We start from the raw sequence: 1,521 nt of genomic DNA on the forward strand, positions 1-1,521 counted from the left end.
CGACCAGCCGGTCGGCATGCTCGGCGACAAGACGCCGCGCCAGAAGGCCAAGACACCAAGCGGCCGCCAGGAGGTCGCGGAGTGGCTGAAATATCTGGAAAACCAGTCGATGAGCCGGCATGACCCGTTTGATCCCATGGCCACCTATGATTTTGGCTGGCTATGGCGGGAACTCGGTGTGCTTGATCTGCGCCGATAAAGTGTTTTGTTAATTATAATAAGTGCTTAAGACCATAGACGGGCATTGCGTTAGACTTCAGGCGGACGTTTCCGTCAGCCTCTCTGCAGGTGTGATCATCAGCAATCCCGAGCGTTTGGCACGGGTCAGCAGGTTCTGGACCGAGGAAGGATGCCATCTTGTGCCGCCGCGTGGCGTGCGCTCATGCATGGCTTCGAGCTGGGTGGCAATGTTCTGGAGGGTGGCGTCTGGTGCCGAGGCTTTGATGCCAGCGACCAGGCGGATGAGGCGGTCATCACCGCGCTGTGGCGGGGCGCGGGTCAACAGGATGTCATCAACGATCCCCTCGGCGGCGAGACGGCGAACGGTGCGGCGCAGCCGTTCGACGGTCCAGGGGCGGTGATGGTTTTGGCCTGAAGCACGGTTGAGCACCCGCACGACATCCCCCCATGGTTGGTGAGGGCGCATGCGGCGGACGGTTGGAAGCCAGGAATCGAGCTCGGCCAGAACGGCATCGAGATGGCTGGCATCGCGGCGGGCGCGGAGCTTGCGGATGGCGTCCGGGTCGCGGGCGCGTAGCCCCGGATTGCCGCCGATGCGGCCGCGGGCGCGGGCGGCGCGCAGCCCGGCCTTGGTGCGCTCGGCGATCAGGCTGCGCTCGAGCTGGGCGACGGCGCCGAGCACCTGCAGCGAGAACATGCCCTGCGGGGTGGTGGTGTCGATGGGATCGCGCAGACTGCGAAAATGCGCTCCCGCCGCTTCGAGCTGATCGATGACGGCGAGGAGATGGCTGACCGAGCGCGCCAGGCGGTCGAGGCGAACGACGACCAGGGTCTCGCCGCGCCGGATGTCGCGGAGCAGACGGGCGAGCACCGGGCGGGTGCGATCGGCGCCGGAAGCGTGTTCCTCGAGGATGTCGTGGCAGCCGGCGGCGCGCAATTCATCGCGCTGGGGGGTCGTACCCTGATCATCGGTGGAGACCCGGGCATAGCCGATAAGCCGGCCGGGGAGGGGGGGTGAGGATGGTATTGCCATGACGATCGGGCTTGCTCCGGCGTTCTGGGTGGCAATTTACAATTCCATAAAGATTTTGAAAACGGCCGTTTGCAGAAGTGGCCAGGAGGCCATCCTTGGGAGCGCCCCGGGCATGGCCGCCGGGCAGGGAAAGGCTCATCCGCTCCGAGAGCCGCAGATTTGGGCGCATTCGCGCCGCCGCTTGCCCGAAAACCCGCGCGAATTCGCCGGCTGGGAGGCTGTCAGATGCGCGGCGTCCGGCCATCGCCGCTATCGGAAGTGGGTCGCATGACGAAGGCGAGCAGGGAGGAGAAAAATAACAGTGTTAT

Annotated in this window: 1 protein-coding gene and 1 pseudogene; one reads left to right on the forward strand and one right to left on the reverse strand. The window is 65.1% G+C overall.

Annotated elements, in window-relative coordinates:
* A pseudogene (locus ACP5M5_RS14705) lies at positions 1 to 199 on the forward strand (hypothetical protein); the annotation flags it as partial.
* 57 nt (positions 200 to 256) lie between these two features.
* Here ACP5M5_RS14705 and ACP5M5_RS14710 read toward each other — a convergent pair.
* Positions 257 to 1,213: a recombinase family protein gene (locus ACP5M5_RS14710; protein ID WP_427938606.1), complete on the reverse strand. Its 957-nt coding sequence runs from the start codon at positions 1,211 to 1,213 to the stop codon at positions 257 to 259.
* Positions 1,214 to 1,521: the final 308 nt, after the last annotated feature.

This window comes from Acidibrevibacterium sp., assembly GCF_049965395.1.
GTDB classification, from domain to species: Bacteria; Pseudomonadota; Alphaproteobacteria; order Acetobacterales; family Acetobacteraceae; genus Acidibrevibacterium; species Acidibrevibacterium fodinaquatile.

Excerpts from the sequence above, each read along its gene's own strand:
- ACP5M5_RS14710 (WP_427938606.1), bottom strand. The coding sequence starts at position 1,213 with ATGGCAATACCATCCTCACCCCCCCTCCCCGGCCGGCTTATCGGCTAT.